This is a genomic window from Bradyrhizobium sp. DN3, assembly GCF_041357655.1.
GTDB lineage: Bacteria > Pseudomonadota > Alphaproteobacteria > Rhizobiales > Xanthobacteraceae > Bradyrhizobium.
Genome location: NZ_JAULLN010000002.1, coordinates 375132 through 400338, shown reverse-complemented (window position 1 = coordinate 400338; position 25207 = coordinate 375132). Strand labels below are relative to the sequence as shown.

26 protein-coding genes are annotated in these 25207 nt (G+C 62.4%); 7 read left to right on the top strand and 19 right to left on the bottom strand.

All coding sequences use genetic code 11. The features are described 5' to 3' along the window. Window positions 1-4: 4 nt before the first annotated feature. Window positions 5-379, bottom strand: coding sequence for a hypothetical protein (locus AAE027_RS05295; RefSeq protein ID WP_091889588.1), 375 nt, complete (start codon window positions 377-379; stop codon window positions 5-7). Window positions 380-666: 287 nt separating this feature from the next. On the opposite strand from AAE027_RS05295, the gene AAE027_RS05290 reads away from it, so the two are divergent. Then, the gene (locus AAE027_RS05290) at window positions 667-924 is read left to right on the top strand and encodes a hypothetical protein (RefSeq protein WP_212092892.1); all 258 of its coding nucleotides are present in this window, start codon (window positions 667-669) and stop codon (window positions 922-924) included. Between the two features lie 20 nt (window positions 925-944). On the opposite strand, the gene AAE027_RS05285 is transcribed toward AAE027_RS05290, so the two are convergent. The 6 genes from AAE027_RS05285 to AAE027_RS05260 all read right to left on the bottom strand — a co-directional run bounded on the left by AAE027_RS05285 (window position 945) and on the right by AAE027_RS05260 (window position 3506). Beyond that, window positions 945-1133 (bottom strand): hypothetical protein, encoded by a 189-nt coding sequence (locus AAE027_RS05285; protein WP_091889590.1) that lies wholly within the window; start codon window positions 1131-1133, stop codon window positions 945-947. A 13-nt stretch (window positions 1134-1146) separates the two neighbouring features. Next, entirely contained in the window at window positions 1147-1455 is a 309-nt protein-coding gene (locus AAE027_RS05280) for a four-helix bundle copper-binding protein (protein WP_370985805.1), read from the bottom strand. Window positions 1456-1538: 83 nt separating this feature from the next. Then, the gene (locus AAE027_RS05275; protein WP_370985804.1) at window positions 1539-2615 is read right to left on the bottom strand and encodes a flavodoxin family protein; all 1077 of its coding nucleotides are present in this window, start codon (window positions 2613-2615) and stop codon (window positions 1539-1541) included. 65 nt (window positions 2616-2680) lie between these two features. Further along, window positions 2681-2872 carry a hypothetical protein gene (locus AAE027_RS05270; protein ID WP_370985803.1) on the bottom strand — a complete coding sequence of 64 codons (192 nt, stop codon included), beginning with the start codon at window positions 2870-2872 and terminating at the stop codon, window positions 2681-2683. A gap of 11 nt (window positions 2873-2883) precedes the next feature. Next, entirely contained in the window at window positions 2884-3090 is a 207-nt protein-coding gene (locus AAE027_RS05265; RefSeq protein WP_370985802.1) for a hypothetical protein, read from the bottom strand. A gap of 215 nt (window positions 3091-3305) precedes the next feature. Next, entirely contained in the window at window positions 3306-3506 is a 201-nt protein-coding gene (locus tag AAE027_RS05260; protein WP_370986049.1) for a hypothetical protein, read from the bottom strand. A gap of 315 nt (window positions 3507-3821) precedes the next feature. On the opposite strand from AAE027_RS05260, the gene AAE027_RS05255 reads away from it, so the two are divergent. Then, complete coding sequence (locus AAE027_RS05255) at window positions 3822-4025, top strand: hypothetical protein (protein WP_370985801.1); 204 nt, start codon at window positions 3822-3824, stop codon at window positions 4023-4025. A gap of 73 nt (window positions 4026-4098) precedes the next feature. On the opposite strand, the gene AAE027_RS05250 is transcribed toward AAE027_RS05255, so the two are convergent. After that, complete coding sequence (locus tag AAE027_RS05250) at window positions 4099-4845, bottom strand: Crp/Fnr family transcriptional regulator (protein WP_370985800.1); 747 nt, start codon at window positions 4843-4845, stop codon at window positions 4099-4101. Next, window positions 4845-8015 (bottom strand): CheR family methyltransferase, encoded by a 3171-nt coding sequence (locus AAE027_RS05245; RefSeq protein WP_370985799.1) that lies wholly within the window; start codon window positions 8013-8015, stop codon window positions 4845-4847. Before AAE027_RS05245 ends, AAE027_RS05250 begins: the two co-directional genes overlap by 1 nt. A gap of 186 nt (window positions 8016-8201) precedes the next feature. Between AAE027_RS05245 and AAE027_RS05240 the strand changes: the two genes are divergently transcribed. After that, window positions 8202-8411: a hypothetical protein gene (locus AAE027_RS05240; protein ID WP_370985798.1), complete on the top strand. Its 210-nt coding sequence runs from the start codon at window positions 8202-8204 to the stop codon at window positions 8409-8411. Here the strand turns inward: AAE027_RS05240 and AAE027_RS05235 are convergent. Then, window positions 8377-8643, bottom strand: coding sequence for a hypothetical protein (locus AAE027_RS05235; RefSeq protein WP_370985797.1), 267 nt, complete (start codon window positions 8641-8643; stop codon window positions 8377-8379). The genes AAE027_RS05240 and AAE027_RS05235 overlap by 35 nt on opposite strands. A gap of 10 nt (window positions 8644-8653) precedes the next feature. Further along, window positions 8654-9661 carry a chemotaxis protein CheB gene (locus tag AAE027_RS05230; RefSeq protein WP_370985796.1) on the bottom strand — a complete coding sequence of 336 codons (1008 nt, stop codon included), beginning with the start codon at window positions 9659-9661 and terminating at the stop codon, window positions 8654-8656. Window positions 9662-9749: 88 nt separating this feature from the next. Here AAE027_RS05230 and AAE027_RS05225 point away from each other — a divergent pair, with 88 nt between their 5' ends. Together AAE027_RS05225 and AAE027_RS05220 are read left to right on the top strand one after the other, a co-directional pair. Then, entirely contained in the window at window positions 9750-10154 is a 405-nt protein-coding gene (locus AAE027_RS05225; protein ID WP_370985795.1) for a response regulator, read from the top strand. A 54-nt stretch (window positions 10155-10208) separates the two neighbouring features. After that, window positions 10209-10493 (top strand): hypothetical protein, encoded by a 285-nt coding sequence (locus tag AAE027_RS05220; protein ID WP_370985794.1) that lies wholly within the window; start codon window positions 10209-10211, stop codon window positions 10491-10493. A gap of 229 nt (window positions 10494-10722) precedes the next feature. Here AAE027_RS05220 and AAE027_RS05215 read toward each other — a convergent pair whose 3' ends face one another. Next, on the bottom strand, window positions 10723-11331 hold the full coding sequence (locus tag AAE027_RS05215; protein ID WP_370985793.1) for a cysteine hydrolase family protein: 609 nt from the start codon (window positions 11329-11331) through the stop codon (window positions 10723-10725). Window positions 11332-11793: 462 nt separating this feature from the next. Between AAE027_RS05215 and chrA the strand changes: the two genes are divergently transcribed. After that, a complete protein-coding gene (chrA, locus tag AAE027_RS05210; protein ID WP_370986048.1) occupies window positions 11794-13017 on the top strand; it encodes a chromate efflux transporter in 1224 nt (407 codons plus the stop codon). Between the two features lie 12 nt (window positions 13018-13029). Here the strand turns inward: chrA and AAE027_RS05205 are convergent, their stop codons facing one another. The 5 genes from AAE027_RS05205 to AAE027_RS05185 form a co-directional block, all read right to left on the bottom strand. Continuing rightward, window positions 13030-14934: a sensor domain-containing diguanylate cyclase gene (locus AAE027_RS05205; RefSeq protein ID WP_370985792.1), complete on the bottom strand. Its 1905-nt coding sequence runs from the start codon at window positions 14932-14934 to the stop codon at window positions 13030-13032. Between the two features lie 212 nt (window positions 14935-15146). Further along, a complete protein-coding gene (locus AAE027_RS05200) occupies window positions 15147-17255 on the bottom strand; it encodes a glycosyltransferase (RefSeq protein WP_370985791.1) in 2109 nt (702 codons plus the stop codon). A 54-nt stretch (window positions 17256-17309) separates the two neighbouring features. Beyond that, on the bottom strand, window positions 17310-18590 hold the full coding sequence (locus AAE027_RS05195) for an HlyD family secretion protein (RefSeq protein ID WP_370985790.1): 1281 nt from the start codon (window positions 18588-18590) through the stop codon (window positions 17310-17312). Window positions 18591-19116: 526 nt separating this feature from the next. Continuing rightward, window positions 19117-20484 (bottom strand): phenylacetate--CoA ligase family protein, encoded by a 1368-nt coding sequence (locus AAE027_RS05190; RefSeq protein WP_370985789.1) that lies wholly within the window; start codon window positions 20482-20484, stop codon window positions 19117-19119. A gap of 811 nt (window positions 20485-21295) precedes the next feature. Continuing rightward, window positions 21296-22396 carry a cytochrome-c peroxidase gene (locus AAE027_RS05185; RefSeq protein WP_244551176.1) on the bottom strand — a complete coding sequence of 367 codons (1101 nt, stop codon included), beginning with the start codon at window positions 22394-22396 and terminating at the stop codon, window positions 21296-21298. Window positions 22397-22675: 279 nt separating this feature from the next. Here AAE027_RS05185 and AAE027_RS05180 point away from each other — a divergent pair, with 279 nt between their 5' ends. Continuing rightward, complete coding sequence (locus tag AAE027_RS05180; RefSeq protein WP_370985787.1) at window positions 22676-23743, top strand: glutamate-cysteine ligase family protein; 1068 nt, start codon at window positions 22676-22678, stop codon at window positions 23741-23743. A gap of 5 nt (window positions 23744-23748) precedes the next feature. Here AAE027_RS05180 and AAE027_RS05175 read toward each other — a convergent pair whose 3' ends face one another. Beyond that, window positions 23749-24549 carry an ABC transporter permease gene (locus tag AAE027_RS05175; RefSeq protein ID WP_370985786.1) on the bottom strand — a complete coding sequence of 267 codons (801 nt, stop codon included), beginning with the start codon at window positions 24547-24549 and terminating at the stop codon, window positions 23749-23751. Beyond that, a complete protein-coding gene (locus tag AAE027_RS05170) occupies window positions 24546-25142 on the bottom strand; it encodes an ABC transporter ATP-binding protein (protein ID WP_370985785.1) in 597 nt (198 codons plus the stop codon). Before AAE027_RS05170 ends, AAE027_RS05175 begins: the two co-directional genes overlap by 4 nt. Window positions 25143-25207 lie beyond the last annotated feature (65 nt).

Below are 25207 nucleotides of genomic sequence, written 5' to 3'. Positions count from 1 at the left end.
AGCCCTACTGCCGCATGATCGCGGCCACGCAGAGCAGCACGATCAGCGCCAGGAAGAACAGGTCCATATAGGACTTGAGCTCGCCGTCGCGCCGCAGCCGCGCAACGTCGGCGACGACCTGCTTGCGCGCCGAGGTTCCGCCCGAACCATCATTGATCGGCGCCTGAAGCCGCCGCGTCTCGGCCTCCAGCTTTTCGATCTTCTGGAAGAAATAGAACGCGCGCAGCGTCGAGGCTGCGCGCATGGCGGCATAGACCAGCACCAGGATCGCCAGGATCGCCCGGTTCGGGTACTTCTCCATGAAGTTCAGGCTGAAATAGACCACCGCCATGAACGCGAAATTGGTGATGAAGCGGTAGACGAAGCTAAGAAAAACCATGCTGGCTCGAGCCTTGAAGGGGTAGCGCAACCGGATCGTCGCGCCTACGGGATCAGGGGCCAGACCGGAGCAGCCGGCCTGGATGCCGTGCAGGCCCGTCTACGCCAAGTTTGTTTCAACAAAGATACTTTCGCCCCGCAACTCGCCGCCTTTTAGCCACACGCGGCCATATTGCAAGCCGGAGCACACCGTCGCCCATTCCCGCGCCGCTTGCCCGCAACGGCTCAATGGCGATTTGGCGAAAGTCGCGATAGACTATCGACCGCCGCCACATGTGGGGTCTGCCGATGCCGAAGAAGGGAATCACGGGCCACGACGATTGGGTTCTGACCGAGGCGCTTGCGACCGCGCTGGTCGCGCTGGAGCAGCTCGAGCCAAAGCACCGGCCGAACGCGCATATGGACGACATCCGCAAGATGCTCTCGAACGGCAAGGAGCCGGCGGCGGTGAGTTTGCACCTAGCCCAGGCCAAATGCCGCCTGTTTCCCGACCTCGATCCGCTGGAGATCTACCGGGAATACGGTATCGGCGAGGAATACGGCTAAACGGCCGGTCGACGACCGAGCTAAGGGCCGCCGGCCACTGATCCCGCGATCACCATGACCAGGGCGCCAAGGTCGACCTTGCCGTTGACGGTCAGCTCCTCCGAGCGTTTCACATCGTCCGAGCCTTGAACCTTGAGCGCTTGCGGCCGGTCGGCGGCTTGTCTTTGCAGCTCGCCGATGATGGCTTCCTTGAGTTTCTCTTCCAGCATGGGCTTTGTCCTTTCAGGCCGCCATCGCGCGGCAGGATTGGGCGCACGAGCGGCACATCGCGACGCATTCGTCCATGCCGCCGATCCGCTCGCAATCCTCGACGCATTCGCCGCAGGTGTGCTTGTGATGTGGCGTGTTGATCAGCATGAAATGCGCGGCCGTCCGGCACATCTCGGCGCAGGCCATCATCAGGCGGAAGTGCTTCGGCTCGACGTGCTTGCCGGCGGTCTCGAGGCAGTGGTTCATCGCGGTGCCGAGGCAAATCTGGTAGCAGCTCATGCAGAGCCCGATGCAGCGGGTCATGTCTTCGGACTGAGCCATCCGTTCTCTCCAATCGCGCGCCCCACTCCGCTCGACCAAAGCGGGGCAACGCGCTTCGTTCCAGGTTCCGGTCGCCGCGCTGGTCATTTGGGGTTTGGGTCCGCAAGACCGGCACCGGGCTCCTCGAGCCGCCCGCCCCGCGCCAGCCGGACCGCGTTGCCGAGCGCGCGCGCTGCATTCTGCACCTGCTGCTGGAATTCGTCGTCTTCGTCGAGCTCGCGGTGCGAGGTGGCGTATGGCTCCATGTAGCCGACATAGCCGTCGAGTTCGGCGAAGCGGCCCGCCGAGACCAGCTGCATGTCGGTCAGCCAGTCGGACAAGGCGCGGCGCACGCCCTCAGCGCCGACCGCATCGCCGTGAACCACGATGCCGAAATGACGGCCGGCGAGATGACGCGGATAAGACCAGCCCTTCAGCTCCATCGCCTTGGCTTCGGCGGCCTTCTTGCCGTGGGTCGAGGTCGGATCGGGATTGCCACCGTCGGCGCAGACCAAGCGGTCCATCATCGCCTTGAGGCCGGCCGGCACGTGATACCAGTTCACCGGCGCCACGATCAGGATGCCGTGCGCGGCAACCCACAGCGGGTAGATCTCGTTCATCCAATCGCCGGTCTGCCCCAGCGAATAGTTCGGATAGCAGCTGCACGGCCAGTGACAGAGCGGCATCGCGGTCGCAACGCAGGATTTGCAGGGATGGATATTCTTGCCGAATTCCGAGGCGAGCCGTGACAGATCGAGAATGTCGACGGCAAATCCCATCTCGATGAAGACCGGCTCGGCCAGCTTGACCAGGCGCCAGGTCTTGGACATCTCGCCGGGACAGGTGTGCTCGCTGCGGGCCGAGCCGTTGATAATCAGGATCCGCGGCGTCTCGGCGGCATCGTCATGCCGACGCTGCGCCGCAAGCACGGCGGCGCGCGCCTCCAGCCAATCGACGGCGATATCGTAATCGGGATCGGCGAAGCCCACGCCCGCCTTGCGCGTCAGCGGCGCCTTGCGCGAATGGCTGTAGGCGTCCCAGGCGGCAGCGACGATGGCATCGAGCTCGCGTTGCAGCAGGGCGAAGGCGGGATCGACGAACTGGCTCCGGTAACGCCGCTCGAACTCCTCGCGCGACAGCCTGACGGGCGGCATCCCCTTGCGAATGTCGGCGTCCATCATGCTGGCTCCTGGCGAAGTCGGTACCGTCCGACCAACCCGGGGCACTGCGTGCGGTTCCCATAACTCTACTGGCGCACCACCTCCTGGGGCAGATCGAAGCGCGCGATGCGCTGGTCGAGCCGCCACAGCTCGATGCGATGCAGCAGCACGAGCGCGGCGGCTTCGCGCTTGGCCTGCTCGTCATTGTCGCAGACGAGATTGACGCATCCGAACACACGCCCGTCCGGCTCGATCTGGAACGCGCGATAGTGCTTCATGCTTCCCATCTTCATTGTCCTCGTCGTGGGTAGACGGGTGCGCTCAGCCAGTCAGTCAAGTTCGAGGTCACTTCGTTCTGCTTGGCGAGGCGCAGCAACATGTCGCGCTCGTTGCCGGGCGGCAGGCTACGCGCGCGCTCGCGGGCGTTTTCGGCGAATGTCGTCAACCGCTGCTGGAGCGATTGGGTCTGTTTCCTGCGGTTGCGTTTGGCGGTCATCGTATTTTCACGAACAATTCGGATGGACGGAAATTGCCGGCTGAGGGCGGCCCAGCCCGCCAGATTGTAGATTCCGCCGCATCAGCCGGTTCCGGCATTTCAATAAGTTAAGTGCGTGATTTTACGCGCCGCCAGGATGCGCAGCGGGTCGCCAGCGCCCTTTCGATTGCGCCGGAACCGAAATGCTGATGCTGCACGCTCCAACCGCGGCTGCATTAGTCCGGTGGCTGCAAGCCCGGCGACCTCAGCCACTCACTCATCTGAGACCCTGTTTCCGCCTGCCGCGCCTTGCGCAACATCTCGTCGCGTGCAGCGCCGGGCGGAAGCGATTTGGCCTCTTCGCGCAGCCGCTCCGCCTCGGCCGCCAACCGGATTTCCAGAGGATCCGTATGCTTGAATCGATGCCGCATCGACATCAGGCGTTCTCCTTGTTTCTGGGCGGAGCGCGCCATTGCGTTCTCGTCACTGCTCTTCACTGCAGTGGGAGACCAACGTGCCCGATCGGGAGCGGTTGCGTCGCTGACATGGAAAGTTGACGCGTTTCCAGCCGCCCTCAACACAAGCGCACCGCCAGAGAGACGTGCCGGTCTTGGTCAGTACGACTTACATATGCCGTCGGTTCGCTCTGGTGGGAAGAGCTACGAGCTTTTCCCCCGGAGAGAAAACGAAGATTAAAACGAAGATTAACCTGGTTGGTGGTCGAAAGCGGAGGGATCGATCATGATCCAGAAATGACAGACACCCTGTTCGCACGCGCTCAACTGGCACTCGAAGAAAACGGCGAAATTCGAAAGCAGCGCCATCTTCTTCGGACGCAGTTCGACGATGTGCGCGAGAAGCTTCGACTGTCGATCTACGAAAGCGCAAGCGTCCGCTCCGAGATCAAGGCACGTCAGGACAATGAGGGGCGATGCTCGCCCCCGCGGACAACGTAGCGAGCTCTCGCCTCCCACCTCACCAGCGCCGCTGCCGCCGGCACCCGAAGCAGCACCTGACGCCAATCTCTGGTCATCCACGCCGATACAGGTGCAGATAGCTCGGCGAGAACAGGGCCGCGTCCTTGAGCGCGCCGAGATCGTTGATGGTGAGCGTCCGCTCGCGCAGCACGATCAGGCCGGACGCGCGCAGCTCCTGCACGGTTCGATTGAGATGAACCACGGACAGGCCGGTGGCATCGGCGAGATCCATCTGCGTCACCGGCATGATGCAGGAATTGCCCTCGATCATGCCGACAGGACGAAGCCGCTCGAAAATCTCGCAGAACAGATGCGCGACGCGCTCCAGCGCGACGCGGCGGCCGAGATTGATCGCCCATTCGCGCTGGATCGCGTTGTTGACGAGACTCTCGCACCAGAATGCTTCCGCAAGCGACCGGTCGCCTGCGATCAGGCTCTCGAAACGCGCGCGCTTGATTTCAGCGTAGACCACCGGCGTCAGCGTCGCGATGGAATGGTCCATGACCGCGAGCAGATACGCATGCGCGTCGCAGCTCTCGCCCGGGAAGATGAAGTTGACGATTTGGCGCCTTCCGTCCTCGAGCGTCTTGTAGCGGCAGAGCCAGCCCGACAGCACGACGCGGACGCTGTCGACGGGGTCCCCTTCCGAGATCAGGTCCTCGCCGGAGCCGGCGCGCTGCAACCCTTCGAGCATCGCATAGTCAAGCGCGGCGCGTGCCTCTGCCGACAACGGCCTCAACGCGTTCAGCCGGCGAGCGGCCGGCTCCAACAGGCTGCGATCGGCGATCGACAAGGACATCAGTCAGCCAATGACGGCGTGTGGAAAGTGCGCTTGCTCAAGGGAATGATGATCGTGCATTGCAGCCCCCCGGGATTGAATGCCATCGTGGTCTGGCCCTTGAACTCGAAGGCCAGCGTGCGCTCGAGAAGCTCGGTGCCAAAACCTTTTCGCGGCGGCGGCGCCACTTGCGGCCCACCCCGCTCCCGCCATTCGAACACCAGCCGCGTGGGTTCGGTGCTTTCATCGACGCGCCATGAGACCTCGATACGGCCTGTCGGCTGGCTCAACGCGCCATATTTCAGCGCATTCGTCGCAAGCTCGTGGAGCGCGAGCGCGAAAGTCTCCGCGGCCTTGGGCTGGAAGCGCACCTTGGGACCGGACACCCGCATCTGCTCGCCTTCCCGGGCGTTATAAGCGAGGAGCTCCTCCACCACGAGAAACTCGAGGTCGACGCCGCCCTCGGGATCGCGTGTCACCAGCCCCTGGGTGCGGGCGAAGGCGTTCAGCCGTCCGTCGAGATGGGAGGCATATTCTTCGACGGTCGTGCTGGTTTCGGCCGAGCGGCGGGCGATCGAGCGCACCACGCCGAGCGTGTTGCGAACGCGATGCTGAAGCTCGGCCAGCAGCAGGCGCTGCCGCTCCTCCGCTCGGGTGATCGCGGTGACATCGATGAAGGTGATGACGACGCCAGCGATGAAATTGTCGATGCTGCGATAGGGCAGGATGCGGACGATGTAGCGTGTGCTGCTGTCGGGCGCGCTCAGCTCGCGCTCGAGGCTCGCCAGCGTCCGCAGCACGCGGCGAATGTCGTCGTAGAGCTCTTCGATCGGGATGCGCGCCTTGATGTGGGCGATCGGGCGGCCCGTATCGGTCTCGACCAGATGCAGGACCTGCGTGATCGCCGGCGTGAAGTTCATCACGCGCAGATCGTTGTCGAGGAATACGGTCGCGATCTGCGTGCTCTCGAGGAAATTCTTGAGGTCGCTGGTGGCGCGCGTCAACTCCTGAACGCGATGCGCCAGCTCGCCATTGACGGTGGTCAGCTCCTCGTTGACCGACTGCAATTCCTCGCGCGAGGTTTCGAGCTCCTCGTTGGCGGACTGAAGCTCCTCGTTGAGCGACTGGTATTCCTCGTTGGAGGATTTCAGCTCCTCGTTGGTGCTTTCGAGCTCCTCGATGGTCGCCTGAAGGCGCTCACGCGTCGCGCGCAGCTCGCTTTCCAGACGCTCGACATGCTCGGTGCGTACCAGCGAATTGGGATTGTTCTGGTTGGTCTCGATCGCGCGGATGGGGCCGTCCTTGAACAGAACGACGAAATTACGGTGGCCGCCGGCGCCCTCCTGGATCGGCTCGACGGTGACGTCGACCAGAACGCGATGGCCGTTCACGCCGAGCGGCACTTGCTCGGCATGGGCAGGCTCGTTGGTCTCCGCCGCACGGCTCAGCGCGGTGCGGAGCTCCAGGCGGAGATCGCGGTGCACGAGCTGGAGCAGGTCGAGCGTGGCGGTGCCCGCCGTCGGATCGATGTAGCGGCCGGTTCGCCCGGAGAAGTGCAGGATCTGGAAATTGTCATCGGTGATGACATAGGCCGGCGCATACCGCTCCGCGATGCGCTGGGCGCGGCGCTCCAGGCCGACGTCGGGGCCGAAGGAGCGCACCGGCGGCAACTCGACCGGCGCCCTGCCCGCCGCGGTCGTGATCGGAAATTCCGGCGGCAGCCGCGTTCCGGTCTCCAGCTTCTTAAAGATGCGGGCGCGGCGATCGATCGGCGCAAACAGTTTCGGATGCCGCGTCACGTTCTCGGAATTGCCAAGGAACAGATAGCGGTCCGGCAGCAACGCGAAATGAAAGAGCGGGATCACGCGGTTCTGCAATTCGGCATTGAGATAGATCAGCAGATTGCGGCAGGAGACGAGGTCGAGCTTGGAGAACGGCGCGTCCTTGATGACGTTGTGCTGCGAGAAGATGCACATCTCGCGCAGCTCCTTGACCACGCAATAGGTGTCGCCCTCGCGCACGAACCAGCGCGCCAGGCGCTCGCTGGTCATGTCGGCCTCGATGCTGGTGCGATAACGGCCGACGCGCGCGGCCGCCAGCGCGCGGCCGTCGATGTCGGTGGCGAATATCTGCACCTGCGGCGCCGAGTCCATCCGCGCCATGTATTCGCGCAGGAGAATACCGATCGAGTAAGCCTCCTCGCCGGTGGCGCAGCCGAGCACCCAGACCCGAACCTGCTGACCCGCGCCCTTGCCCTCGAATATCTTCGGAATGATCTGGGTCTCCAGCACCTCGAATTCGCGCTTGTCGCGGAAGAACTCGGTGACGCCGATCAGGAGGTCGTTGAAGAGGTGCTGCGCCTCATCCTTGTCGTTGCGCAGCAAATCGACATAGGCCGGAATATCGTCGATCTGGACCACCTGCATGCGGCGCTGCACGCGGCGCAGGAAGGTGTTCTGCTTGTAACCGTGGAAATCATTGCCGGTCTTGTTGCGCAGGATGTCGGCGATGCGCGACAGCGAGGTCGCGGCCGCGGCCAGCACCTCGTCGAAGCCCTGCTTCTCATCCAGGCGCCTGAGATGACGGGCGTAGACCTGGATGTGCTCGGGGATCTCCTCCGGCGGCAGTACATAGTCGGCAATCGCGGCAGGCGTGTTGCCGTCGAGCAGGTGCTCGGCCGCGTCCGGGCCCGCGGCTTTCTCTGCGATGGCGAGACCACCGTGGTCCTTCAGCGTCGCGGCGCCGAGCGTGCCGTCTCCGCCGGTGCCGGCGAGAATGACGCCGATGGATTGCTCGGCGCGTTCTTCGGCCAGCGACACCAGGAAGCTGTCGATCGTGGCGCGCTCGCCGGGCGCCTGCTCGGCTTTGCGGATCGCGAACCGGTCGCCCTGAATCGTGGTGATCATCGCCAGCGGGCACAGATAGATCGTGCCGCCCTCGATCGCATGACCGTCACGGATGTCGGCGACCTTGGCGCCGTTGGATCCCTGCACGATCCGGCGCAGCCGTGGCTGGTCGAACGACTCGTGATGCTGAAGTGCCAGCACGATCGCCTGATCGGCACCGATGATCAGCTTGCCAAAGAAGCGCTCGATGCTGTCCAGGGCGCCGGGTGAGGCGCCGACGCCGATGATCAGCGGGGCCTTGATCTGGCGCTCTCCATCGACCGGCCGGTCGCCGACTTCCTTCATGGCTCTGGTAGCTCTCTTTCGCTGACCGGGACCAATGGGCGCCCGGCTCCTGCAAATAGCAGAAATCGATATTACCCCAACAGATCAAAGGCAAAAATGTCCCGAAGCCCCTTTTCGATTCCTGGCCCGATCGTTGTCAGCCCCGGCCGGAAGGTCCATACTTGGCGGGTAGCGCAGGAACGCGCGATGCAAATCTCCGAGGAACTCGCGACCCTGATCGGGCGCGCCGAGCGCGCCGCCGCGACCACACGCCGCCTGCTCGCCGAGAACGACCGCTGGCGCCGCCGCGTGGAGCGACAGCTCGACTACATGTTCGAGCTCAGCGCAGAATTCAGGAGGCCGGCAATCAGCCACCCGCCGGCTAACCCGCCTCGACCTGCTGCCGGAGGTAAGTGACGCGCTGCTCGATCAAGACGCGGTGGCGCTCCCATTCGACCAGGGTCTCCTTGAGCAGATCAACCAGCCGTTCTGCCTGCCGCGTGTCGTGGCCTTCCGCCGTCAGCTCACGCACGCGATCTTCCTGATCGCGGATGCGCTGCGAGCCCTGCTCGATATCCCGATCGGCCTTCACCAGCAGGCGCTGTTCGGTACGGAGCTGCTCGGTCCATTCGGCAAGGGAGGTGGCCATGGCAGAGCCCTCAAGCCTCCCGCTTATGAACCGGAGGTTCGAGCGACTTTAGCACGACGCGCCGGATCATGTCGGCATATTCGCGGTATTCGGCCGCCCTGGCTTCATACATCTCGGCGACCGCAGGCCGGCCGCTACGCCGGCCGTCGGCGGCCATGCGGTGCACCAGTTCCGCCCGTTCCTCGATGATGCGGAGCGCAACCCGCAAGGCTTCATCGACCCGCCCTTCCTGCTCCTTGGCGAGAACATCCGCGGTGAAGGCGTGACCAACCTGGCAGCGGAAACGCATTGGGCGACCTTCCTTGACCTCGGAAAGCACTCCCCCGCAGGCCGGGCATGTGAGGGCAACGGGATCGGCAACCGACACGAGATTGTCGCTGCCGATCCGCTCACCGGCCGCAATCTCGACCTCGAGCCTGATCTCGGGCGGGATCGGCAGCGGGACTCCGGCCTGCTCCTTGACCAACTCGGAGAGAACGTCGCCCATGGTTGCGCCGGGAACGCAGAGATCGATGGTGGTCGCCTCCATGGCGCGCCGCGGCATTTCATCGGAAATGGCGTCCATGGGGTCCTGCACCACCGTCATCCCGCCGCAGCGCTTGATGGCGTTGAGGCCGGCGGCGCCGTCCGACAAGAGGCCGCTCAGGAGCACGCCGATCACGCGCGGGCCGTGATAGAGGGCGGCGGAGCGGAACAGGGCATCGATCGCCGGCCGCACCAGGTTCTCGCGCGGCCCCCGCCCAAGGAAAATGTGATCCCCGGACAGCAGCAGGTGGTGGTCGGGCGCGGCGAGATAGATCTGGCCCGGTTCGATCTTCATGCCGTTTTCGGCCTGCCGCACCGGAAGCGGGCCGGCACTGCTGGCGACCGTGGATAGGATCCCGATGCCCTGCGCAGGAATGTGCAGGACGACAAAGATCGCGGCCGGCAAGTCTGCCGGCAGGCGGCCCAGAATCTGCTTCAAGGGCTGGGTGGCGCCGGCCGAGCCCCCGATGACGATGATGTCGCGGTTGCTCATGGAACCCGCCTCGGATTGCATCGTTTGGACCAAGGCGGTCCTCCGCCTTATGTTCCAATCGTATCGATGGGCTCCCGGGAGGGGATCAATGTCAGTTTCGCCCGCGTCGTCTCTCGCAGGTACGCCGCTGACGGGACGCCGCATTCTGGTGGTCGAGGACGAATATTTTCTCGCCGACGACATCGGCAATGCGCTGCGCATGCTCGGCGCAGAGATTGCCGGTCCGGTCGGTCACATCGAGGATGCAGTGGCGATGCTGCACAATGGCGGCGTTCTGGATGCCGCGGTGCTCGACGTCAACATCCGGACCCAGATGATCTTTCCGATCGCCAGGGAGCTCAGGGCGCGCGATGTGCCCTTCGTGTTCACGACGGGGTACGAGAAGATCAGCATCGAGCCGGAATTCCAGGACGTGCCGCTCTGGGAGAAGCCGATCGATATCGTGGCCATGGCACGGAATCTGGCTGGGCTCGTCGGCGACCGGCGGGCATGACGCGCAGCGCGGCGCGTCTTCCTAACCACTTCTCGCAACAGAGAGCGACGTTCAATGATCTATGCACCTGATCCCGCCGTCGACAAGCAACTCCTGAGCCATTCGCAGGAGCTGGTGCGCGAGGCCCTGGCACTGCTGCGCAGCAGCGATCATCTCGTGAGCGCTCAGCGCCTGCGCGATGAGCTGGAGCAAGAGCGCCGCAAGCCGCCCCGCCGGGACAGGCAGCATCCGGACAAGACCGCTGCCTCGGAAGATCGCAGCCGACAACGATCAGAACAAATGCGCGAAGGCGATCCAGGCGGTCACCGCCAGGCACAGGATAGCTCCGGCGTAAGGTAGCGCGACGCGCAAGACAGGACCCTTCCCGGCCGTTAGCCCATCATCATCCAGATGATCGCTCCCATCATCACCAGGAAACCCGTAATCGCGGTCGCGACAAAGGCTTGTTCAATGCGATCCATCGTCATCGCAGCCCCCTTTCCAGCCGGCATAGTCTGGCCGCTCCGGATGACCCGTGCATTAGGCTATGTGAATCGGCCGACGCGCTGCGTCGGAATGTCCAGCGAATCTACTCCCGCCAGAATTCCGCCAGCTCCTCCGCGGTGACGAGGTCGACCTGGCCGTGAAAGCGGGTGCGGTACATCGTCATGAGCGCATCGTGCCCGACGTCGGACGAGCTGCACAGCGCATCCTCGACAATGACAACCCTGAAGCCGAGATCGACGGCGCTCAGAACCGTCGACAGCACGCAGACATCCGTCTCGGCCCCGGTGATGACCACCGTGCCGACGTTCTTTCCGATCAGCAGGCTTGCAAGACCCGAATTGCTGAACGCGGAATAGGCAGGCTTGTCGATGACGGCAGCCGGCGGAACGAACCCGGCCAAGGCCGGCACGAGTTCGAGACCGGATGGCGGAAGATGTTTTCGGGTCGCCTGGTGCCAACGCTGGAAATAGCTCTGCCACTGGCCCGGACGGTCTTCCGGATCCTGCGGCGTGATGAAGCGCGTGAAGATCGTCCTGGCCGGATAGCGCGACGCAATCGAGGCGATCGTCGGCAGGACGCGCTCCATCCAGGGTGTCGCCCAGAGCCCGCCGGGGGCGAAAATGTTCTGCATGTCGATGCAGAGGTGAACGCCATCCCTGATCTCGGCAATCTCCGACGCACTGTCCCTCATCGTCCTCCACCGTCAGGCGCTCGGCCACACGCCGCCAGTCGGGCATTTCCGCGGCGAGTTCAGCGACGGCAATGCGAACGCAAAGGCTTTGGTTCCGCGACTATGCCGCCGTCGACTTTTGTAGGTGATAGCGCCGAATAGGCGACGCCTGGCGTCGTCACGAAAGACGACACGGCATATTGCAGGTTACCGCGGCGTGAATCGGTTCAGAGGTGGCGTGACCTTCTCATCCTTCTTTCCCGTGATCGCTTTCCTTCAGCTTCTCGCCGACGCCCTTCTCATTGGCGAAGGCTCGCTTGGCGAGACCGGCGGGCGCTGCAACGGCCGCCAACGTCCCTCCGAGCAGAAGCAAACGGCGCTTGCTTGGCATGACTGGTCCCATGATGCACACTGCCGATCAGCGCCATGCCTTCTCGTTCTTACAGTGTGCAGCCGGAATCGGATCAAACGTCCGTGACCAATCTGAATTCATCAACCGATACCTCTACCGGAGTCCGGTCCAGCGCCGGCTCGCCGCTGGAGGTCCTGCGGATCTTCCTGAAGCTCGGATTGACCTGCTTCGGCGGTCCGATTGCGCACATCGGCTACTTCCGCGACGAGTTCGTCGTGCGACGGAAGTGGATCGACGAGCACGCCTACGCCGATCTGGTCGGGCTGTGCCAATTCCTGCCGGGCCCGGCCAGCAGCCAAGTCGGCTTCTCGATCGGCCTGATGCGAGCCGGATATCTCGGGGCGCTCGCCGCCTGGACCGGCTTCACGCTGCCTTCCGCCGCGGCGCTCATCCTGTTCGCCTACGGCGCCGGCGTGTTGAGCGGACCGCTTGGCGGCGGCCTGCTGCACGGATTGAAGTTGACGGCCGTCGCCATCGTGGCGCAGGCGGTCTGGGGCATGGCGCGCAACCTCTGTCCCGACCGCGAGCGCGCCTCGATCGCGGTGGTGGCGGCGCTCATCATCCTCTTCAGCACGTCGTCGGTCGCGCAGATCGGAGCGATCGTCCTCGGCGGGCTGATCGGACTGTGGCTGTGCCGCAGCGAGGCGCCGGCCCCGTCCGGACATGTCGAGATGCCAGTGTCGCGGACCGTGGGCCTGATCACGCTCGGGATGTTCATCGTTCTGCTGGTGGGGCTTCCCGCGCTGCGCGGCCTGACGGGATCCTCGGGCATCGCCCTATTCGATGCCTTCTATCGTTCGGGCGCGCTCGTCTTCGGCGGCGGCCATGTCGTGCTCCCGCTGCTGCGCGAAGCATTCGTCGCACCGGGCTGGTTGAGCGACGACGCATTCCTCGCCGGCTATGGCGCCGCCCAGGCCGTCCCCGGCCCGCTCTTCACCTTCGCGGGCTATCTGGGCACGGTGGTTTCTGCAGAGCCGCAGGGGCTCGCGGGCGCGGCGCTCGGCCTCGTCGGCATCTTCCTGCCCGGGATGCTGGTGCTGCTCGGAGCCTTGCCGTTCTGGGATTCGTTCCGCAAGCGCGCCGGCGCCCAGGCCATGATGCGGGGTGTCAACGCCGCGGTCGTCGGCGTCTTGGGGGCAGCACTCTACGATCCGGTATGGACCGCGACCGTGCATTCGCCACGGGATTTCGGCATCGCGCTCGTTGGCTTCGTCCTGCTGGTCGCCTGGCGCGCTCCTCCGCTCATCGTCGTCGCGTTCAGCGCCGCTGCTGGTGCAGCGATGGCGCTGGTCTGATTGCTCTCCCCTTCAAGCCCGTATCGAGCTAGGCCACGCGATGATTTGCCCTGACATCACAAGGCCGTTGCGCCCACTCTCCTTGGCGGCATAGAGCGCCTTATCCGCAGCCGCTATCAATGACGCGCAATCCGCCTTGTCGGTCAGCGCCACATGCGTTGCGCCGCCAATACTGACAGTGACCTGCTTGGACGGCGGGTTGAACGCGTGCAGGATGCCGAGTTCCTGGATCGCTTGCCGAATTTGCTCGCCGACCTGCTTGCACCCTCCTGCATCAGTATTCGGTAACAGCAAGGCGAATTCCTCACCACCATACCGGGCCGCCACGTCTGCCGGGCGTCTGGCCTGCTCGGCCAGAACCCTGGCGATTGAGCGAAGACACGCGTCGCCGGCCTGATGCCCGTACTGATCGTTGAAGCTCTTGAAATGATCGACGTCGATCAGCAACAGCGATAAAGGCGCTCCTTCGCGTCTGGCCCGATCCCATTCCGCCGCCAGCCGCTCGTCGAAGTGCCTGCGGTTTGCCAATGACGTCAGGCCATCCGAAATCGCGAGAGCCGACAGCTTATCCTCGAGATCCTTATGTTCGGTCATGTCGCGCGAGATCGCCACCACGCCGTTGATGTCCCCGCTCTGCGCGCTCCTGGTGACGCGCAGCGCAGTTTCGATCCAGACCTCGATCTTTTCGCGATGACGGGTGCGATATGCAATTCTCGCCTCTTCGGCCTCGCCGTTCATCAACGCGGAGATCGTTTGCTCAACCCGTGCCAGGTCCGCGGGATTTATCCCGGCGAGAGCTGACGTATTCACCAACTCGTTCGGAGCCCAGCCAAGAACCTGGGCGCTGGACGGCGACGCATAGAGGATCTGCCTATCGATCGCGATGCGCATCACCATATCGCCCGACTGCTCTGCAAGGAGGCGAAAATCCGCCTCCTTGGCGACCAGAGCTGCGGCCATCTTTTGCCGCTGGTGCAGCTGATGCACCAGCAAGAGTCCCGCAACCGCCAGCCCTCCTGCCAGTCCCAGGACTGCAGCCATGCGCCCCAGAGCGGCTCTGCGCCAGGGGGCCAAGACGTCGTCTTCGGATTCGGTAGCAACCACGAGAACCGGATAGCGACTGCTCCGTTGATAAAAGCTCAGACGCCGAACCCCGTCGAGAGGCGACGTGAAGTAGTAGGCGCCCGCAACCGGCCGCTCGCGGAGATTTCTAAAAAGCGGGGCGCCAGACAGATCGCGACCTGTGTATCCGTTGTCCGGGCTACGTGCGAGGACAATGCCGTCTGCGGCCGCCAGCGCAACTGAACCATTCTGGCCAACGTCGAACCCGCTATAAAACTGCAGAAAGTAGTCAACGTTGATTGTCGTGAGGGCGACGCCGGCAAAACTGCCGTCAGGGTGATTGAAGCGTCTCGACGCGGTGATGATCCATTGCCCGCCCGATCGACTCCTCACCGGATGTCCAATGAAGGTTCCCAGGTCAGCCACGGCACGATGATGCTGAAAGTACTCGCGGTCGCTGTTGTTGAGGCCGGCGAACTCCACGGGCTCGCTGGTAGCGAGCCAGCGTCCGGTCTCGTCATAGATGAACACTGCCCGGATTCGATTCGCGGCCTTGCGCCGGGAAAGGAAGGTCTGAATCTTGGCAATTGCCGCAGGGCCAGTTCCCTCCAGCTCGAGCTGGCCAACCAGCACATTGAGAACGGTGTCCGTGAGCTCGAAGGTGTCGTCCGCGTGTTGCGTCAGCGATCGGGCCAGGTTGGCCATGTCCGTTTCGGAGCTCTTCAACGTCGCCTGCCGCGAGGACCACTCCCGCCAGCCGCTGACTGCGATGATCGCCACGCAGGCGACCGCCACAAATATGGATGCCCAGAACGTCAGACGCCCTTGGCGAAAATCGCTGCGATGATCGGACAAGAGATGTTTCCTCTACCCCTGAAACCCCAGGACGATTCGGGCTATGACAGGCTTGCCCATTTCCGGTTGAGGTTTGTGGCAGAACATGGAAGTTGACTGACTGCATCGAGAGCCGGCTTGTGTCGATCGACAGCTCGCGGACCGGTCGTCGAGCACAGAGATCGACACCATCAGCTCAGTCGATGGTCTGGAGCACCGAGCCCGGCGACCGGCTAAGGAAAGGTACTGGTGAAACTAGTCGGATGCAGGCTTCGAGCTCCGGCGAGATGTGCCAAATCGCCGATCCGCGGTTGAGGCCGGATGACCAGGCTCTCGGCCGGCAGATGCTCAGCCGGCGAAGGCGCTGCGGGTTTCGCGCCACTTGTCTCAACCTGAGGCAACGGCGCGGCCATTGACCAGATGCTCTTGAGCATCGTCCTGTTCACCGACCAGGCGACAACACTGTTCTCCTTCAGGCGGGCGACGGTAAAGAGCTTGCGGATCAGCAGGTCTCGTTCGAGCGACTGCGGCAATTTGAACTGCACCCCCACGAGCTGACCTCTTTGCTGCGCGATCATCGCGTCGACCCAGCCCACCTGCATGATGTGTACGCGCAGCGGTTCTCCGCTACGAGGACAGTCGATGCCGGAATCGAGCAGGACGCCGGCGCCGGAAAGAGAGATGTTGCTCATGCGCCCGGAAAGCAGCTCACCGGTCTCAGTATGGATCAAGACTGATTCGTCGACATCGAAGCGTTCCTCGGAACGCCCCATCCGCGCCTGTAGCGAGGTCATGCAGACGAAGAACAGCACGACGATGTTCACGACCGACCAGAAGGCGACCATCGGCAAAGCGGCCGGATGATCGATGATCCGCCATTCCGGGATGGTGTTCAGAACGAGGCCGACAACCGTCAACGCCATCATGGCCGCCGACGGCCAGAAGATCTCCGTGGCATAGCTTGCGCACCGCGCGGCGGCTCCCTTGGGCGTCACCCTGAACGCATGTCCCTTCGGCCTGACGAGAGTGCCGAGCACCGTCGGTAGAATCTTGAAGCTCTGGATGGTCGCCGACACCTGAGCAGCGAGTGGAAAATGCGCGTGCGGCGCGAACCAGGAGATACCGCCGTTGAGCGCCAGGATCGCCGGGAACAAGTAATAGAAGACCGACTCAGGGGTGACGTCGACCACAGGCGCGAGGCCGGTCCACATGAACACGATCGGAACCACCACGACCATGAGCGCGCGCAAGCCCAGTGAGAGCCAATGCGTCGGAAAGAACAGGAGCCGATGCATCAAGCTCAGCCCGGGGCCGAGCGGGCCGGCGGCGAGATACAGGGTCTGGATCGCACCACGCGCCCAGCGTTGCCGTTGCACAAAAAAGGCGCCAAGGCTTTCCGGTGCCAATCCAATTGCCAGCGGTTCGCAAAGATAACGGGTGACGTATCCTTTGCGCAGCAGGACCAGCGTCAGCAGGATGTCTTCCGTAATGGACTGGGTCGGCAAGGAATCGCCTACCGCGCGGAGTGCTGCACGACGCGTGACGGAGTTGGATCCACAACAAAACGCACCATCCCAGCCGTCGCGCGCGGGCATGATGGAATCGAAGAAGAACCGTTGTTCGTCCGGCAGTCCCCTGTGCAGGCCGAGATTCGCCTGCATCGGGTCCTCATTGTAGAAGGCGTGCGGGATCTGAACGATTCCGATCTTTGGATCGGCGAAGAAGCCCATTGTGCGCATCAGGAAATTGCGCTGCGGCACGAAGTCCGCGTCGAAGATCGCGAAGAACTCGCCATGCGTCATCGTCAGCGCATGATTGATATTGCCGGCTTTCGCATTCACATTGTCGGAACGAGTGAGATACCCGGCGCCCTTGCGCTCGCAGAGTTCCTTGAGCCAGGGCCTGCGACCATCATCCAGGACCCAGACCTGGAAGTTTGAATAATCCAGACATAGTGCGCCCGTGATCGTCTTTTCCAGCACCTCGAACGGCTCGTCATAGGTTGGAATGAAGACGTCGACCGAGGCCAGCTCATCATCCGGCAGGCCGCGAAGCCGACGTTCGTGCTGATCTGCCTCGCTGCGGCGATCGGTCCTGCGAAGGAAGGTCAGATAGAGAATGAACTGATCCGTGAAAGTCAGGAGCTCAACGAAGAGACAGAGCCAGATCCAGCCGACCTGATACCAGGTCCCGCTTGCCGGCAGCACCGTGGTGAAGATCCGCCATTCGAGATAGCGGGCAACGACAAGCCAAACCGCGACGAAAATCGCGACACGCGCCCAAAGGCGCGCGACTGCAAACGTCGGCGCCAACAGGTACATCGCCGCAAAGACGCCCAGCATTGGCGCGAACAGCTGAGCGAAAGACAGAGTCATGACCTGCACGGAATTTCTCGCTCACAGCGATGACTGGTCGAGGTCCAGCCGAGCGGTCAGCCATTTCAGCTTCGAGCTGACCAATCGAAGCAGGCCGTCGGAACTGCGCTCGAAGCGCACTTCGGCCAGCCGTCCGATGTCGCAGGAGCCGTTGTGGTCGGCCGCCGTCTCGTTAGGCGGCAACGAGATCTCAACAGTAATGTTGCCCGGATCAGGTCGCGGCACCCGAGCCGCGAGCAGTCGATCATCGGCGTACGCTGCCGAGCCGCGAACTTGCCGGATTTGGCCGGTCTTCCACTCTCGACTCCCGATCAGGCGGACAGTCGCGGCATCTCCGGGCTTGATCTTCTCGAAATCGCGCTCGGGCAGTTCAACAACGATGAATCGGCGTTCGCAATCTGCAAAGTCGAAGACCGATTGCCCTTCCGTGACCATCGAGCCCGGGCTGGCCGCGACCGACCAGACCACATGGGCTGCAGGCAACGACAGATCGTAGTGTTGAAGGCGATCAAGTCGAGCGCGCTCCTCTGCAATTTCCGCGGCCAGCTGCGCGGAACGTGAGCTGTTCTGCAACAGGTCCGTCTCGAGCTCCTGGCGACGGAGAACAAGCCGCTCGCGCTGTTGCTGAGAATAGGGCACGTCATTGGCATCGCCACGAAGATAAATGCCCTTCTCAGCCGCCGCCAACTCGGTCTTGAAGCGCTGCAGGCGTTCATCGGCCATCTGGCACCGCGTTGCGGTTGCCTCCTGGGAAGCCTGGGCTTCGGAAGAACGGATCTGTGAACTGATGCCGAGCTTGACGAGCTTCTCCATCCGGCCCGCGACATCGTTCCGCTGTCGCGCCTCGGCGAGACAGCCGCCTCTTTCAGCCTCCGTTTCTCCGATCTCGTGGCTCAGGCGCGCGACCGCTCCCAAACGATAGTCCTCACTGCGCTCGCGGAGCTTGCGATCGAGCTCGGCGATCTCCTCGAGTTGCCGACCTGCGAGCTCTGCGCGCTTGCTGGACACGGCAAGCTGCTGATCGAGGTCCATGAGGTGCCGGCGATCCGGCGAACGCGCCTCGACCAGCGACACCACCCGGTTGCGCTGGAAATATTCACCTTTGCGCGGAAGATCAGGCGCGAGCTGCCCCGCGATCGGTGCAGTGACGCGCATGAGCTCGGCGTTGACGAAGGCGGAGGGAGCGATTCTGTAGGTCACATACGGCAGCAGGGCCCATCCGCTCAGAGCGATGATGCCGAGCGCCAGGGATCGTCGGACAGTTCGGCTACGAATGAAGCGTTCGACATGCAAGCGGACCACGACTGGATCTCCAATGGGCTTTGGTCGCTGCGCCTGCCTCAGCAAAGGCAGGCCAATCGACGCGGCCCGCCCAGCATTGTCATGAAGTCTGCGTGTGAGGCACTGAGCATTCCGGCAGCATTGCTGCCAGCCGAAGTCAGCTTCATCGCAATCGCAGACTCGTCTTCGCAACCAAGAGAAGTGTATCTAGCTTTCACCACACCAGGTTAATTTGTGTCAAAACCGGAAGACTACGGCCCGAACAGAAATCAAGATGCCGCTTGAAGTCGGCGCGCCATTGGCGGCGAGCTCGTTCGCTTGAACGCGCGAAGCTGTCTTGCCTAGATGGGCAAAGATTAGGTGCAGTTCGGGGCCTATAGGTGCTTTTTAAGCCGGGTGCCAGCGCGCCGAAATTCCCGGTTCACGCCAGCCGGCCCTGACAAGGCCATCGCCAACCGTTCACCTACAGGGAGCAGTTCGTTGCTTTGCGTTGAATGGAGACGCGGGTGTACGCAGCAGCGCGATCCGCCCGAAGCTTTCACAATTTTCAAGCGCTCAGAACCAGTGGGATGACGGTGCGGTATTTTCCGGCGGAAGATGGCATTGGTGGTTCGGCGGCCAACTCAACAGACACCTGACTAAGCCCATAATCATTCAATAGCTTGGTCAATTCGGAATGCACCGCCCGCCAAACCCGGTTTGGGTCAGCGTCGGCTGCGGGATGGAGCCGAACGCGCAATTGTGCTGGCGCAGTCTGCACGATCTGAAGCAACTCCACGCCGGGTACATGATCGATCTCAAGCGCGAGCGATGGCACTGCGACTTTCTCGCCGCGTTCGGTTGGAAACGTGAGGATATCGGCAGCGCGGCCCCGCACGCGGATCGCCGGAAGCGGGTTGCCGCAAGGACAAGGATCAGGTCGTTGCAGGATGCGGTCGCCGAGATCGTAGCGGAGGATCGGCTGCACCCGATTGGCGAGGTTGCTCACGAGGACCGTATGCGACTCCTCGCCGGGCGGAACCGGCCGATAGCTCGCATCGACGGGTTCGAGGATCGCCCAATCGCTGTTGACGTGGTGCCAACCGTGTTCGCAGCCGATGGCCATGAACAGGCATTCCGTCGCGACGTAGATGGTCCGGACCTTGGCGTGGAATGCCCATGCGATCCGGTCGTATCCGTCCGGCGAAAGTCCTTCTGAAGTCGGAAGAACCAGCACCGGCCGAATATGCAGGCGACCGGCATCCTGCTCGGCGGCCAATAGTGCCATGACGCTGGCGTATCCGATGAGCAGAACCGGGCGGAGCCGATTGAGTTCTGCGACCAGATCGTGCAACGGGGCCTGTGCCGGGAGTGCCCGGAATCGTCGGGCCGGCCATTTTGTGCGGATCGCAGCGAAGCTGGTTGCGCCGATGTAATGGCCCCCCATCGCCAGCACCGACGCCGCGCCACCGCCGCGAACGAGGAGACGAAACATGTCGCTGGCGCCAAGCGCGCCGATCATCATGCGCAGCGAAAACGCGAGTGTGACCGTCCAATTGTGCTTGTCCAACAGGAATATTCCAGGTGTCCCGGTAGTGCCCGAGGTGGTTGCCACCGAATATTTGCCAAGGAGACGTTGCCCGATCAGCTCAGGGTTATCGACGAACGCTCGCACTGCCGCGAAACTAACCTCGCGGTCGGTGACCCAGTCGTCGAAATAACGCATCAGCTCTTGCTTATTGGTCACCGGCAGCACGGACGAACTCTCAATCCGCTCCGGTAGACCCTGATAGAGCTCGCGATAATAAGGCGAGTTGGCGCGAGCGAAGGCGACGGCCTCGCCGAGCCGCGCGCGTTGTCGCTGCGCGACGGCATTGAGACCTTGCCTTCTTGCGCGGTGCGCATCGAGCAATACCGATGAGATGCTTTCGCTCATAACGAGTGAACCCACAGCAGGCGAGCGCGTGGCGATAGTATTTCACTTCAAACAAACCGCGCCCGCCGTCGAGACATTGGCCTTTAGTGACCTCGCGCTGCTGGGTGCTCATGGCTGGCTATTACAGCGGCCTCTGCGATGTCAGGCAAATGCACCTACCAATGCGGACCCGAACGCGCGCTAGTCTAGCCCAACAGGTCGCCCCTGCGTAACTTGTATTCGATCACCACCAACCAGCGGCCATCATCGCGCCTTCCGCGTGATCAGCGGCCATGTCGGCTAACCCACCGGCGGTGCCGGGCGTGCTATCCGGCCCCAGGTTCATCCGAGACACAGACGCCGGGCGCGAGATTTCGCTGATGCGCTAGTGCATGCGGCCATCGCCACGCACAGGCGGCCGGTCCGGTGCGTGATGCGGACTTCACCTCTGGGCCTCACATGCCGCCAAACTTGGACGGATCATTGTAGCTAGGCATGTCGTCATCATGGATCGGAGGCCGAGGCGCTGCGTAGGCCCGGCCCGGAACCGCGGGACGTAAGGTCAAGCCTTGGCTGGGGCGAACGATAACATGTCGCGGCTTAGAGCGATGCACCGTTGCAGCGTCAGCAGAAACACACAGGGCGATCAATAGTCCCAAGGCCAAAACAGAACGCATCACTTTTGCTCCAATCGACCTGCCGCCGCTCCCATGTGATGTGCGGGCCGACACCGCTGCAATCTGTAGCGGCTTCCCTTCCTTCCCGGCCTGATCGGCGGGATCATGGGGCATGCATGCCTGCCCCCTGCGGCAAGACTCCTTGGCCGTCACGCTTACCGCCTCTCTCTAGTCGTTTGATCCGTTGCTGATTGAAAGGCGCTGGCAGGCAGCACAGGTACGTTGCGAAAGTCATCAGGCAATTCCCCCGTTAGACTTCCCAGGAAGGCTACGACGTCCGCAATCTCTTGATCGGCGAGATCCTTGCCCAACTGCAACTTGGCCATAATGCGCACGGCCTCGGGCAGCGTATTAACCGATCCGTCGTGGAAGTAAGGCGGCGTCATCTTCACATTGCGCAGAATTGGCACTTTGAAGATGTACATGTCCGCCTCATCATGGGTCACATCGAAGCGACCTTTGTCGATCTCGGCGCTTTTCGTCTCATTCCCATAGTCTTCGACAACTCCGAACTTCTGGAACGTGCCTCCTCCGACGCCAGGACCATTGTGGCAGGCCGCGCAGCCGATCTCGAGGAAGGTTCTCAATCCGCGCTGTTCCGCTGTTGAAAGCACCTGACTGTCGCCGGAAAGAAATTGATCGAAGCGGGAGGGTGTAACCAGGGTACGCTCATAGCTACCGATTGCCTTACCCCAGTTCTCCGGTGTCACAGGATCCTGTTCGCCGGGGAATGCTTTCTCGAACATCTCCGAATAGCCGGAGACCGTCTTCATTCTCTCCATTGCGGACGCATAGTCGGGATTGCCAAAGCTTGTTGGACTGATCAATGCCTGGGTCGCCTGATCCTCCACGTTCTTCCGATCACCACGCCAATGTGCATTGAACTGCAGGGCTGCGTTGAGAATGGTCGGCGCGTTGCGTGGATTGATCTTGTCGTGGGCGCCGTGAGGCTTCCTCAGGCCATCCGTTCCGTAAAGGGAAGGCAAATGACAGCGAGCGCAGCTCGTGGTGCCGTCCACTGAGACGCGGGGATCAAAGAACAACGTGCGACCGAGTTCAACACGCTCGGGCGTGATCGGGAACTCCGGTGTCGCCATATCCTTGGGCAGTGGCTGGAACACTTGCTGCGCTTGGGCCAACAAGTCGTCCGTGGCACCCCTTACGTCAAAGGTCGCAGCGACGAGGCCGCCCACCGCAACGGCTGCAATTAGCGCAGCCAGGCGGAAACGAGAGCACCACATTGAACTTGCTCCCATCGTACCTCTCCTACTCTGCCAGAACTCCAATGCGCCGTTCCGAAGGGCGGTTCCTCCGTAACCCAGGCCATGTAATTCCAAAGGCCTAATCGAATGACCCGGGGTAGTGCCGAAAATTCCCTCATGCAGGTGCGTGCATTCCGAGAGGGCCCTCACCCTTCACAACGAGTTGATCGCAGCATGCGGAAGGCCGGCCTGTAACGACCGTTATCGAACAGCAGTTTCCGCAGGAGTGGCTCCGGCATCGATGGTGCGTGATGGCTTCAGAGCCAAGAGCAAATGACCCGCCACCGTTCAGGTTTTCATTTTGGCTTGGAAACGGAGTTTCTTCTGGTCGATGCAGCATCATGCCGTCCCCTATGGCATCCCGCACTTCGGTTTGAAGAACTCAATGCAATTCTGGAGGCAATTGAGGTCCGAGACTTTGATCAAAAGGGACTTGATCTCATCCCCCTTCACCGCAAGAGAATGCCATTCGTTGTCGAGGGCTATCAGCTTCCTGGCCCGGATTTGAAGCCGACCGCATTGTTGCCGAAGGGGCTCGAGATTCGTACTCCGGTGTGCAACTCAATCGAAGAGTGCATCGACACATTCGTCACGCTTCACGGCCGGATGCAGCGGTCATTATCTGAGCATGGATACCGTGCGGCAATCCTCTCCTTCCATCCGATCGAGGACCATTTCGAAGGTCCGCAGAACAAGCGCCGTTACGACCATTGGCAATGGGCCATGGAGGCGATGACAACTTACGGCCCGGACATCAATGTCAGCGTTCCCCCTGACGTGGCGGCACAACTGGACCTGCACGAACTCCATGGCAAGGTGAATTATTACGCCCCTGCCCTCACCGCCCTCACGGTTGCCTCGCCGTTATATCGCGGGGATCTTTGGCGCATTCGCGGCTCCATTGGAAAATCCGTACGCACCTATCACCGCAGCACCATCGCGCCGGCGATTTCCATTCACCCGAAGGAACACCTGCGTCTCGAATTCAAGCCGCTCGAAATGACTCCGTACCTTGTCGACTATCAAGCCTATTTTCTGCTGTGGCTCGCACTGATCCTCGACGAGAGATTGTTGGGACGCGCGACCGAGCAAAGCCGGATCTACGACATGGGACAGGTTGTCCGATTTGGCCTCCATGCAGAAGGCGCCCGCGATCGCGCTCATGAAGTCCTGTCAAAGGCGCCGAGTGCGCTGAGCCATTGGGGTTTCGATTGCCAGCCGCTCGATCATTTTCGCGCAAGGCTGGAGACCGGTCGAGTCCCCGCCGATGACATCATCGATCTCTTCACGCGCGAGCAATCCATACCGAACGTGTTGCGTGATCTCCTCGATCTACGATGACTGCTTCACTGTTCGGAGGCGATCCGGTCCAGGCGCAATCGGTGTCGATGATCAGTTAGCAAACGTCCGCCGCCGATGACTGCCGCAAGCGTGCCCAAACCCGTTCCGCCTGCAATCAGAAACATGATCAGTAGCTGGTATTTGACGGCATCGACGGGCTCGACGCCCGCGAGGATCTGGCCGGTCATCATCCCTGGTAGAGAGACCAGGCCAATTGCAGCCATGCCGTTGATGGTCGGCATGAAGCCGCTTCGCAGTGCATCGCGGATCACCGGGAGGAGCGCCTGATAGCGGGTACCTCCCAGCGCGAGGCAGGATTCCACCGCAGCACGTTCGCGCACCACGCCATTGACGAGCACATCCAGACCCAGGCTCACTCCAGTCATGGTGTTGCCCAGGATCATTCCCAACAGCGGCAGAGCGTAGCGCGGATGATACCAGGGCTCGGGGCGGAGCTGCGAGAGCAGCGAAAACGTCGTGACGGTACCGGCGGCGAGCAAGGTGCAGCCTGCCCCCAAGCCGTAGGTCCAAAGACCTTCCAGCCGTCGCTTCTGACGGGCGACGATCTCTCGCGATGCGAACAAGACCATGATGAAGGCAGCGAGTGCCGTCCAGAACGGAGAGACCGCGGCAAACAGAAACGTCAGCACATATCCAACGAGTACGAGCTGGATCACCATTCGCATGCTCGCAAGGGCAAGCTGTCGTTCAAGCTTCAGGTGCAGCGCGAGCGAGAGCGCGCCATTCATGACAACAAGGAGCGCAGGCAATATGAGGTCGCTGTAAGCGAGCTGGATGTAACTCAAAGCGAGTGCTCCTCGAGGTGGCCGCCGCTCGCCATCACGAACAGACGAGATCCGACGCGACGAGCCTGGCCACTGTTGTGAGTGCTCCATAGGACGCTTGTTCCGGCCGAGACACGCGCGGCAACCAGGGCTTCCACGGATGCGGTCGATGCCGCGTCAAGCGCTGACGTGGGCTCGTCCAACAGAAGCACCCGCGAATGCAGCAACAGAGCCCGTACGAGGCCAAGGCGCTGCTTTTCGCCGGTAGAAAGTCTCCGGATCGGCCAGGTTCCGCAACTCGCTGGCAGCCCCAACTGATCCACCAACGGAGTGGCCAGATCCCAGTCGGTAAAATGCTCCTGCACCGTGTCAGCCCACCAGCCAGGTTCGGCAGCTACATAGGTCACCTGCCTGCGCCAAACAGGGGCCGACATCGTTTCCCGCGGCACCCCGTCCAGCTCGACGGAGCCCTCATTCGGATCGAGATCGGCAATGGCGCGGAGCAGCAAACTCTTGCCGACGCCCGACGGGCCCTGCAGCGCAATACATTCTCCATCCGCGAGTTCGAACGAGACCACGAGATGCAAGCGCTTCAGCGCGCTGACAGTGAGCATATTACCTTTTACCCTTGGCACATCTTGCAGTGATCTACGTTATCTGAATGGGGATGTGCAGTCTC

What these genes read in the sequence shown, in the direction of transcription:
- AAE027_RS05190 (WP_370985789.1), bottom strand. Translation starts at nt 20,484, where the DNA reads ATGAGCGAAAGCATCTCATCGGTATTGCTCGATGCGCACCGCGCAAGA.
- AAE027_RS05285 (WP_091889590.1), bottom strand. Translation starts at nt 1,133, where the DNA reads ATGCTGGAAGAGAAACTCAAGGAAGCCATCATCGGCGAGCTGCAAAGA.
- AAE027_RS05275 (WP_370985804.1), bottom strand. Translation starts at nt 2,615, where the DNA reads ATGATGGACGCCGACATTCGCAAGGGGATGCCGCCCGTCAGGCTGTCG.
- AAE027_RS05185 (WP_244551176.1), bottom strand. Translation starts at nt 22,396, where the DNA reads ATGGGAGCAAGTTCAATGTGGTGCTCTCGTTTCCGCCTGGCTGCGCTA.
- AAE027_RS05245 (WP_370985799.1), bottom strand. Translation starts at nt 8,015, where the DNA reads ATGAAGGAAGTCGGCGACCGGCCGGTCGATGGAGAGCGCCAGATCAAG.
- AAE027_RS05270 (WP_370985803.1), bottom strand. Translation starts at nt 2,872, where the DNA reads ATGAAGCACTATCGCGCGTTCCAGATCGAGCCGGACGGGCGTGTGTTC.
- AAE027_RS05280 (WP_370985805.1), bottom strand. Translation starts at nt 1,455, where the DNA reads ATGGCTCAGTCCGAAGACATGACCCGCTGCATCGGGCTCTGCATGAGC.
- AAE027_RS05230 (WP_370985796.1), bottom strand. Translation starts at nt 9,661, where the DNA reads ATGAGCAACCGCGACATCATCGTCATCGGGGGCTCGGCCGGCGCCACC.
- AAE027_RS05290 (WP_212092892.1), top strand. Translation starts at nt 667, where the DNA reads ATGCCGAAGAAGGGAATCACGGGCCACGACGATTGGGTTCTGACCGAG.
- AAE027_RS05255 (WP_370985801.1), top strand. Translation starts at nt 3,822, where the DNA reads ATGACAGACACCCTGTTCGCACGCGCTCAACTGGCACTCGAAGAAAAC.
- AAE027_RS05220 (WP_370985794.1), top strand. Translation starts at nt 10,209, where the DNA reads ATGATCTATGCACCTGATCCCGCCGTCGACAAGCAACTCCTGAGCCAT.
- AAE027_RS05170 (WP_370985785.1), bottom strand. Translation starts at nt 25,142, where the DNA reads ATGCTCACTGTCAGCGCGCTGAAGCGCTTGCATCTCGTGGTCTCGTTC.
- AAE027_RS05295 (WP_091889588.1), bottom strand. Translation starts at nt 379, where the DNA reads ATGGTTTTTCTTAGCTTCGTCTACCGCTTCATCACCAATTTCGCGTTC.
- AAE027_RS05265 (WP_370985802.1), bottom strand. Translation starts at nt 3,090, where the DNA reads ATGACCGCCAAACGCAACCGCAGGAAACAGACCCAATCGCTCCAGCAG.
- AAE027_RS05240 (WP_370985798.1), top strand. Translation starts at nt 8,202, where the DNA reads ATGCAAATCTCCGAGGAACTCGCGACCCTGATCGGGCGCGCCGAGCGC.
- AAE027_RS05250 (WP_370985800.1), bottom strand. Translation starts at nt 4,845, where the DNA reads ATGTCCTTGTCGATCGCCGATCGCAGCCTGTTGGAGCCGGCCGCTCGC.
- AAE027_RS05260 (WP_370986049.1), bottom strand. Translation starts at nt 3,506, where the DNA reads ATGTCGATGCGGCATCGATTCAAGCATACGGATCCTCTGGAAATCCGG.
- AAE027_RS05180 (WP_370985787.1), top strand. Translation starts at nt 22,676, where the DNA reads ATGACCCGCCACCGTTCAGGTTTTCATTTTGGCTTGGAAACGGAGTTT.
- AAE027_RS05200 (WP_370985791.1), bottom strand. Translation starts at nt 17,255, where the DNA reads ATGCTGGGCGTCTTTGCGGCGATGTACCTGTTGGCGCCGACGTTTGCA.
- AAE027_RS05235 (WP_370985797.1), bottom strand. Translation starts at nt 8,643, where the DNA reads ATGGCCACCTCCCTTGCCGAATGGACCGAGCAGCTCCGTACCGAACAG.
- AAE027_RS05215 (WP_370985793.1), bottom strand. Translation starts at nt 11,331, where the DNA reads ATGAGGGACAGTGCGTCGGAGATTGCCGAGATCAGGGATGGCGTTCAC.
- AAE027_RS05225 (WP_370985795.1), top strand. Translation starts at nt 9,750, where the DNA reads ATGTCAGTTTCGCCCGCGTCGTCTCTCGCAGGTACGCCGCTGACGGGA.